This is a genomic window from Arthrobacter sp. efr-133-TYG-120 (genome assembly GCF_030209785.1).
Lineage (GTDB): Bacteria > Actinomycetota > Actinomycetes > Actinomycetales > Micrococcaceae > Arthrobacter.
Window position 1 is genome coordinate 91,022 of the sequence record NZ_JARVRI010000037.1, and the last position, 8,014, is coordinate 99,035.

The 8,014-nt window shown below is 65.0% G+C and carries 6 protein-coding genes and 1 pseudogene; all 7 read right to left on the reverse strand.

The window, feature by feature from the left end; translation table 11 throughout:
* Positions 1 to 3 precede the first annotated feature (3 nt).
* On the reverse strand, positions 4 to 1,746 hold the full coding sequence (pyrG, locus tag QRN51_RS20220; RefSeq protein WP_059389171.1) for a CTP synthase: 1,743 nt from the start codon (positions 1,744 to 1,746) through the stop codon (positions 4 to 6).
* Between the two features lie 211 nt (positions 1,747 to 1,957).
* The gene (gene recN / locus QRN51_RS20225) at positions 1,958 to 3,697 is read right to left on the reverse strand and encodes a DNA repair protein RecN (protein ID WP_284991619.1); all 1,740 of its coding nucleotides are present in this window, start codon (positions 3,695 to 3,697) and stop codon (positions 1,958 to 1,960) included.
* A gap of 3 nt (positions 3,698 to 3,700) precedes the next feature.
* Positions 3,701 to 4,723 carry an NAD kinase gene (locus tag QRN51_RS20230; protein ID WP_284991620.1) on the reverse strand — a complete coding sequence of 341 codons (1,023 nt, stop codon included), beginning with the start codon at positions 4,721 to 4,723 and terminating at the stop codon, positions 3,701 to 3,703.
* A gap of 13 nt (positions 4,724 to 4,736) precedes the next feature.
* Positions 4,737 to 5,549: a TlyA family RNA methyltransferase gene (locus QRN51_RS20235; RefSeq protein WP_284991621.1), complete on the reverse strand. Its 813-nt coding sequence runs from the start codon at positions 5,547 to 5,549 to the stop codon at positions 4,737 to 4,739.
* A gap of 2 nt (positions 5,550 to 5,551) precedes the next feature.
* Positions 5,552 to 5,806, reverse strand: coding sequence for a hypothetical protein (locus QRN51_RS20240; protein WP_284991622.1), 255 nt, complete (start codon positions 5,804 to 5,806; stop codon positions 5,552 to 5,554).
* 9 nt (positions 5,807 to 5,815) lie between these two features.
* Complete coding sequence (locus tag QRN51_RS20245) at positions 5,816 to 6,805, reverse strand: HAD-IIA family hydrolase (protein ID WP_284991623.1); 990 nt, start codon at positions 6,803 to 6,805, stop codon at positions 5,816 to 5,818.
* A pseudogene (locus QRN51_RS20250) lies at positions 6,798 to 8,014 on the reverse strand (hypothetical protein); the annotation flags it as partial. The pseudogene QRN51_RS20250 and the gene QRN51_RS20245, both read right to left, overlap by 8 nt.

Below are 8,014 nucleotides of genomic sequence, written 5' to 3' on the forward strand. Positions count from 1 at the left end.
CGATTACTTCGCAGCGACCTTGCGGGCTGACTTTGCTACCGAGTCCACGCCGGACTGGCGCTCCAGCGCGGCCTTGACGAGGCCGGCAAACAGCGGGTGCGGGCGCGTCGGGCGGGAGCTGAGCTCGGGGTGGGCCTGTGTTGCCACGTAGTACGGGTGTACGTCACGCGGCAGTTCCACGAACTCAACCAGCTTGCCATCGGGAGACGTACCGGAGAACACGAGTCCCTCGGAGGCGATCTGCTCGCGGTACTTGTTGTTGACCTCGTAGCGGTGCCGGTGACGCTCGCTGACGGTTGTTGCGCCATAGGTCTCTGCAACCACGGAGCCTTCATCCAATTTGGCTTCGTAAAGGCCCAGGCGCATCGTGCCGCCAAGGTCGCCCTTGCCGTCCACGATGTCGAGCTGTTCTTCCATCGTGGCGATGACCGGGTACTTGGAGTCGGGTTCGAACTCGCTGGAGGACGCCCCCTCGAGGCCGACCACGTTGCGGGCGTACTCAATGACCATGCACTGGAGACCGAGGCACAGGCCCAGCACCGGAAGCTTTGTCTCGCGGGCGAACTTGAGCGCACCAAGCTTGCCCTCGAGGCCACGGATACCGAAGCCGCCGGGAACGCAAATGGCGTCGACGCCGGCCAAGGACTTGGTGGCGCCTTCGAGGGTTTCGCATTCGTCCGAGGGGACCCAGCGGATCTTGACCTTGGTTTCGTTTGCAAAACCGCCGGCACGCAAGGCCTCGGTCACGGACAAGTATGCGTCCGGGAGGTCGATGTACTTGCCCACGAGAGCAACTTCCACGTGGTGCTTGGGGTTGTGGACAGCTTCGAGGAGCTTGTCCCAACTGGTCCAGTCGACGTCCTTGAACGGGAGATCCAGGGCTCGGACAACGTAGGAGTCAAGGCCCTGGGTGTGCAGCGTCTTGGGGATGTCGTAGATGCTCGGCGCATCGGCGGCGTTGATCACGGCGTCGATATCGACGTCGCACATGCGGCCAATCTTTTCGCGCATGGCGTCAGGCACTTCGCGGTCCGAACGGATCACGATCGCTTCCGGCTGGATGCCGAGGGAACGCAGCGCGGCAACAGAGTGCTGTGTTGGTTTGGTCTTCAGTTCCTGCGAGGGTCCGATGTACGGCACCAAGGAGACATGCAGGAAGAAGACGTTGTTGCGGCCGATGTCCTGGCGGACCTGGCGCGCGGACTCGAGGAAAGGCTGCGACTCGATGTCGCCCACGGTGCCGCCGATTTCGGTGATGATGACGTCCGGAGCGTTTTTGCCCTCAGCGGGGAGGCGCATGCGGCGCTTGATCTCGTCCGTGATGTGCGGAATGACCTGGACGGTGTCGCCGAGGTACTCACCACGCCGTTCCTTGGCGATGACAGTCGAGTAGATCTGGCCGGTTGTGACGTTGGCCGAGCCTTCGAGGTTCTCATCGAGGAAGCGCTCGTAGTGTCCGATGTCGAGGTCGGTTTCGGCGCCGTCGTCAGTGACGAAGACTTCGCCGTGCTGGAAGGGGTTCATCGTGCCCGGATCCACGTTGAGATAGGGATCGAGCTTCTGCATAGTTACAGACAAACCGCGTGCCCGCAGCAGGTGGCCGAGGCTCGAAGCCGTCAGTCCCTTACCGAGCGAGGACGCCACACCGCCAGTGACAAAGATGTGTTTGGTCGTCTTGGACGAGCCCGGGAACCGGGAATTTACACGGGAATTTGATCGCTGCACCACGGAATTCGAGCCTATCATCAATTGCGCCTCCAAAGGATCCGCTTTGCCGTTTTCCCAAATGCTCAATAGTCCCCTGCCGTGGGGCAAGGATCAAGAGTAAAGTCCACCCGGACCGGTAAAAACAGGCCGGGCGGCTGGGAATCCGCTCGTGGCAACGGGACCGCCGAAGCGGTCTCCCAGCCCGACGAAGGCGCGCATGTGACCGATGTCCCAGGCTGCGGCCGGGCTCCTATGCCTGCTGGGGCAGCAGTTTGGCGTCGTCCAGCAACTCCTGGGCATGCGCGCGCGCAGACTCCGAGTCTTCCTGCCCCGCGAGCATCCTGGCAAGCTCCTTCACGCGTTCTTCGTCATCGAGGAGCTGGACATCGCTGGACGTGAAGCCAGAAGCGGTCTTTCCGTCGCTTCCCCGGACTGAGGTCTTGGTGACCCGAATGTGCTGGTCGGCGAAGGCGGCCACCTGCGGCAAGTGGGTTACCACCAGCACCTGGACGTGGCGGGCCAGCATGGCAAGCCGGCGTCCGATCTCGACGGCGGCACGCCCGCCCACTCCGGCATCCACTTCGTCAAAGACGAAGGTCGGCACCGGATCCACGGCTGCGAGGACCACTTCGATGGCGAGCATGACGCGGGACAACTCACCACCGGACGCGCCCTTGCCGAGGGGGCGTGCCGGGGCGCCTGAGTGCGGTTGCAGGAGGAAGGAGATGTCGTCGATGCCGTGCGGCCCCAGCTGTCCTTGGCTGTCCACCTCGATCACCAGGGTTGCATCGGCCATCGCAAGGGCAGTGAGTTCCGCACTCACGCGCGCGGAGAGCTCCTTGGCTGCCTTCGAGCGCGACTTCGAGATGCGCGTGGCCTGCTTTCGCAGCGTCGACTCCGCAGCAACCACCTCGGCGTCAAGCGCTTCGATCCGGCTCGAGTCATCCTGCAGTTCATCCAGGCGGGTCCTCGAAGCTGCCGCCCATTCCAGGACCTCGTCGATGCTCGGAGCGTACTTGCGGATGAGTTTGGCCAGCGCTGCGCGCCGCTCCTCGATCTCCGAAAGCCGTTCGGGTCCCTCGGAGTCCAGGGACGCTTGGTAGCTGGACAGCTCCCCCGCGATGTCGTTGACGAGGAAGCCGATCTCGGCGAGCCTTGCGGCGGCTCCCGCCAACGATTCGTCATGCTCGGAAACCTGGTCGAGCGCACGTTTGGCAGAGTCAATCAGAGTCGTGGCATCGGCCGTTTCGCCGAATTCCTCCGAGATCAGTGCTTCATGTGCTGCCGCGGCGGCGATGCGGAGCTCTTCCACGTTCGCCAACTTCACGGCCTCGGCCTTGAGGGACTCGTCCTCACCCGGCTGGGGATCGACGTCGTCGATTTCGTTGAGCGCGACCGCGAGCGATTCCGCCTCGCGCAGCCTTTCGCGGGCCTCGCCGCGGAGTGTGTCGAGCTCTGCCTGGCTGGATTTCCAATGGCCGTGAAGCTCCTGGTATTCGGTGAGCATCGCCGCGAGCTCGGCCCCGGCGAAGCGGTCCAATGCGTGCCGCTGCGCCACGGCACCCTTGAGCCGGATCTGGTCCGACTGGCCATGCACCACCACGAGGCTCTCGCCAAGTTCCGCCAGCACGCCGACGGGGGCCGATCGGCCGCCCACGAAAGCACGGCTACGGCCGTCAGCACCCACGGTGCGGGCCAGCAGGAGCTGGGTGCCGCCGTTGTACTCTTCCGCGTCGCCGCCGGCCTCCACGGCCCGTCCCACGGCGGCGTGCGCGGGATCGAGCAAGAGCGTGGCCTCCGCAGAGGCCGACTTGGCACCGGAGCGTACCGCACCGGCGTCGGACCTGGCCCCCAGAAGGAGCCCGACGGCGGTGACCACCATGGTCTTGCCGGCGCCCGTTTCACCCGTGACCACACTCAGGCCGGGCCCCAACGGCAAGGTGGCGTCGGTGATGACGCCGAGATCACGGATCCGGAGTTCCTCGATCATGGTTTACATCTCCTTTGTGGGGTCGGCCGCTCTGCCTGTCCGCACGTCCTGGGGCGTCGGCAAAGGGCTGGGCTTGAAGGTCCTGATCACGGGGGTAGGACCGGTGTGGATGTCAGCCGAACGGGGTGCCGGACCCCGCCAGCCGTGGATGGGCAGCTCAAACTTCCGCACGAGCCGGGCGGAGAACGGGGTCTGGTGGGTGCGGGCAAGCCGCACAGGCCGGGTGGACCGGGTTACTTCGATCCGGGCGCCGGGTGGGAGGTCCACGGAACGGCGGCCGTCGCACCAAAGCACGCCCTGGGCATCGGTCCTGGTGAGGATCTCCACGGCCAGCTTGGACCGCGGCGAAACCACGAGGGGTTTGGCGAACAGGGCATGGGCGCTGATGGGGACAATCACGAGGGCCTCCACCTCCGGCCACACCACAGGCCCGCCGGATGAGAAGGCGTAGGCCGTGGAGCCCGTAGGGGTAGCAAGCACCACTCCATCGCAGCCGAAGGACGTCAGCGGACGTTCATCCACTTCGGTCACCACTTCGATCATGCGCTCCCGGTCAGCCTTTTCAATGGCGGCTTCGTTGAGGGCCCAGGTATGCCAGATCTTCTGGCCGCGGACCCACACCTGGACATCGATGGTCATGCGCTCTTCCACCGTGTATTCGCGGCTGGCAATCCATTCGACGGTCTGGGCAAGATCGGCACGCTCGCTCTCGGCGAGGAAGCCGACATGCCCGAGGTTGACGCCCAACAGGGGAACATCGACGTTGCGGACCAGCTCGGCCGCGCGCAGGATGGTGCCGTCGCCCCCGAGAACCATGACGAGTTCGACATCTTCCAACCGGACGTCCTCGTGGAGTATCTCGATCGGCTTGTCCACCACGCCATAGAACCGTTCGATGTCGTCCAGTTCAGACTTCTGCATCACGGGTATCAAGCCGGAGTAGTGGAGCTGCCCGCAGGCATCCCAAGCCGCGCGAAGGGAGTCCTCGCGCCCGGTGTGGGCAAGGACCAAAACGCGCCTGCTCATGGTGTTCTGCTTTCTAGTGGGTGGTCCAGATTCGTTCCATCAGTGCAGCAACTTCGTCGTCCCGCTCTTCGATCTTAGGCAAGTCCGCCTGCATCCTGCGTTTTATCCACAGGAAGTACTCCACATTTCCGTCCTGGCCCGGCAAGGGACTCGGCGCCAGGCCGCAGAGTTCAAGCCCTGCGTCCACAGCCGATCTAGCGACTTGGGCCACCGCGCGCCGCCGTTCATGGTCCGAGGTGACCACGCCGGTGCGGCTCAGCCGCTCCTTGCCGACCTCGAATTGCGGCTTCACCATGAGCACGAGGTCTCCCCCGGGCTCGGTGCATGCCGCGAGCGGATGCAGAACCAGGGTGAGGGAAATGAAGGACAAGTCGGCCACAGTGAGCGCGGCCGGCCCGCCGATCTGCTCGGGCGTCATGTAACGGACGTTGAGGCCCTCATGGACTGCGACGCGGGGATCGTTCCGCAGGGACGGCACTAACTGGTCATGCCCGACGTCGACCGCCACGACATGCGCGGCACCTTGCCGGAGCAGCACGTCAGTAAAGCCACCGGTGGAGGCTCCGGCGTCGAGGCACCGCTTTCCTTCCACAATGACGGCAGGGAAGGCCGCCAGCGCCCCGGCCAGTTTGTGTCCGGCGCGGCTGACGTAAACGTCCTCGGCGTGGGCTTGAACATCAATTTCTGTCTCTTCGGAGACTTGTTGCGCTGCCTTGGCGAGAACGCTGCCTCCGGAACTGACCTTTCCGTCCGCAATGAGTTTCGCGGCATGGGTCCGCGATCTCGCCAATCCACGGCTGACGAGTTCCTGGTCGAGTCTGGCCATGCTCAGCGCTCGTCGGCGTCGAGGGCCGCCAGCAGGGAGTCGTGGATCTCGGCGTAGATGCCGCTGTGCTCGGCCACCGGGACAGCGGAGACGACCGCCAGCCGCTCCAAGGTGGAATCCACGGCGGCGTCGCCCGTGGACGCCGTGCCGTCTGGCCATGGAGCGTCGTGCGGTTCGGCGCTTTGCGGCTCGAGGCTTTGAAGCTCAGTGCTTTGCGGACCGCCGGCGCCCTCCGGGTGATCGTTCAACTCGCTCATTGGACCAGTTTAGTTTTCCAGCCATTCGAGCCGCGGCGATGTAGCCTCTGCCGCGTCGGGATTGGCGGCCCACCAGGCTGCGCACGCAGCACGCCAGGCGTCCAGGTCCTTCTCGGAACCGGAGACGGTGATCAGGCCGTCCTGGACTTCGGCGGTTGCCTTTCCGCAGCGGAACGTGCTGTCCTCCTCGACGATCTCGGGGTACGGCTCGTACAGTTCCGTCAGGTCAGCCAGCAAGTAGCCGGGGCGTTCCGAGCTGCGAGCGGCAAGGATGGACTCGGGCGTGTCGACACCGGTGAGGACCGCCGCCGTCGCGAAGCCCGCACGGTTTCCACCAAGGATGTCGGTGTCCAGCCTGTCTCCCACGACGATCGGGCGCTCTGACTTCAGCCTCCGTGCCGCCGAGTGGAAGAGCGGGGCCTCCGGCTTGCCGGCGACCCGCGGCTGTTTGCCCGTGGCGGACGCGACAGCGGCCACGAGGGTGCCGTTTCCGGGAGCGATCCCGCGGGCCTGGGGAATGGACATGTCCGTATTGGTAGCTACCCAGAGGGCGCCTGCGGCAACAACGTAGGACGCCTCCGCAAGATCCTTCCACGCGATGTCCGGGTTGAAGCCCTGGACAACAGCCACAGGGTTCTCTTTGGCGCTGTGGACAGGTGTGAGTCCCACGAGTTCGATTTCGTGGGCCAGCGCCGGGCTGCCGGTGATCATTACCCGGGAACCCGGAGCCAGGAGTCCGGCCAAAAGGTCCCCGGCGGCCTGCGAAGAACTGACCACTTGGTTGTCCTCAGCAGGCGCGCCCAGTTCACGAAGATGCGCGGCAACCTGTGCCGGGGTACGCGAGGCGTTGTTGGTGACATAGCCGAGGCGCACCCCGACCGACTCGAGCCGCTGCAGGGACTCCACAGCGCCGGGAATCGCGTGCGGGCCTGCGTAGACAACTCCGTCCAGATCGGACAGAACGGCGTCAAAACGCGATACCAGCGAGGCCTCAGTCATTCTTGGTCTCTTCGCCGTTGGAAGCCTCTTCTCCGTCTTCCTCGTTGTCCTCGTCTTCCTCCACGGAATCGCGGTCCGACTCGGCGTCGTCGGACTCGAAGTAGTCAGACTCGACGTCGTCGAGTTCTACGTCGTTCTGTTCCGTGTCGTCCTGTTCGGTGGTTTCGGAGGAGATGGCCGTCTCCGCGATCGCGGGCGCGGCCTCGGACGTGCTCTCTTCGGATCGCCCGGTGTTCTCTTCGATGTTCCGGAAACGGGGCTTGCGAACCTCGTTCTCGTCGTCCTCGCCGAGGTCGATGATGTCCGGATCCTCGAAGTCTCCAACGCCGAGGGCGTTTTCGGCGACAACCGCCTGGCGCTGCCACTTGCCGGCTTCTTCCGTGCGACCCACTGCAGTCAGGGCGTCGGCGTAGGCACGGAACAGGCGCGGGCTGTAGGAGAAGGCGCGGTTGATGTCGAGCTGGATGATCTCCAGCTCAGCGACGGCGGCATCCAACTGGCCAAGATCGCTCCGGGCGCCGGAAGCCACAATGGCTAGCTCAACCTTGCCGGGAGCGTCGAGATCCTGGGCCTCGGGTGAACGGACGACGTCCAGCGCACGGTCCGGGCGCCCCAGACCGCGTTCGCAGTCAGCCATAAGGGGCAAATGGACGTTGGAGCCACTGATCCGGCGGTAGGTGCGGAATTCGCGAAGTGCCTCCCCATAGTGGCCGGCAGCGTAGGCAGTCAGGCCCACAGCCTCGCGGACAGCCGCCAACCTGCCACCACGGCGGCTTGCGGCGAGGGCATGCTGGAAGGACAGCTCAGGGTCGATATCGATGAGGCGGCCCGCCATCACCAGGTGCTTGGCAACCCAATCGGCATTCGCGCCTTCAAGGGTCTTGATCTGGTGCTTGGTGACCCGGTCGAGCTCCTGGCCTGTAACGTCGTCGTCGATCTCCGGGGAACGCTCGCGGTCCGGGCGGTTGGCGCTGCGCAGATCCGCCGCGTTGGGAACCCGGGCGGGACGCTCTTCCCAGGATCCGCCGCCGAAGCTACGTCCCTCGGTACGTGGGCCATCGAACTTGCGGGGACCGCGCTCGGGGCGGTCGCCGAAGCTACGGCGTTCTCCGTCGCCTTCGCGGCGCGGACGGTCACCGAACGGCTTCCGATCACGGTCACCAAACGGCTTCCGGTCACGGTCACCGAAACTCGGACGCGCATCACCTT

Coding starts and splice junctions, on each gene's coding strand:
- pyrG (WP_059389171.1), bottom strand. CDS start 1,746: ATGATAGGCTCGAATTCCGTGGTGCAGCGATCAAATTCCCGTGTAAAT.
- recN (WP_284991619.1), bottom strand. CDS start 3,697: ATGATCGAGGAACTCCGGATCCGTGATCTCGGCGTCATCACCGACGCC.
- QRN51_RS20230 (WP_284991620.1), bottom strand. CDS start 4,723: ATGAGCAGGCGCGTTTTGGTCCTTGCCCACACCGGGCGCGAGGACTCC.
- QRN51_RS20235 (WP_284991621.1), bottom strand. CDS start 5,549: ATGGCCAGACTCGACCAGGAACTCGTCAGCCGTGGATTGGCGAGATCG.
- QRN51_RS20240 (WP_284991622.1), bottom strand. CDS start 5,806: ATGAGCGAGTTGAACGATCACCCGGAGGGCGCCGGCGGTCCGCAAAGC.
- QRN51_RS20245 (WP_284991623.1), bottom strand. CDS start 6,805: ATGACTGAGGCCTCGCTGGTATCGCGTTTTGACGCCGTTCTGTCCGAT.